A 514-nucleotide genomic window follows, 5' to 3' on the forward strand; every position below is an offset into this window, starting at 1 on the left:
TAGGGGTAGTCCACGACGATTTCCAGCGGCTGCTGCGCATGCGCCCAGCCGCAAGCCAGCAGCACGCCGGCTGCGATGGATTTCAGGACAACTCGTTTCATGGGATGCACTCCTTGATGGATGAAGGGAGAAAGAAAGGGAAACGGAAAGAGGAAAGATCAGCCTTTGACGCCGGTCAGCGTCACGCCTTCGATGAAGCGCTTCTGGGCCGCGATGAACAGCAGCAGCAGCGGTGCCGTGATGAGCACGGTGCCGGCCATGAGCGGGCCGTAGTTGATGCCGGCCTCCTCGTTGCGGAAGAACATGGTGCCCAGCGGCGGCGTGGCCAGCTCGGGGGAGGAGATCACCAGCAGCGGCCAGAAGTAGTCGTTCCAGTGCCAGACGACCGAGAAGATGGCAAAGGCAAACAGCGCCGGCACGGCAGTGGGCAGCATCACGCGCCAGACCAGTTCGAACTCGCTCATGCCGTCCAGGCGCGCGGCGTGCACCAGGTCGTCGGGCACGGTGCGGAAGA

General features: G+C 63.2%; 1 protein-coding gene. It reads right to left on the reverse strand.

Annotation, left to right across the window (positions count from 1 at the left end):
* Window positions 1–158 precede the first annotated feature (158 nt).
* On the reverse strand, window positions 159–514 hold a 356-nt coding region (locus JK635_RS28575; RefSeq protein ID WP_202654793.1), incomplete at its 5' end, for a carbohydrate ABC transporter permease.

Origin of the sequence: Neobacillus paridis, assembly GCF_016765675.1 — a bacterium.
Lineage (GTDB): Bacteria > Bacillota > Bacilli > Bacillales > Cytobacillaceae > Neobacillus > Neobacillus paridis.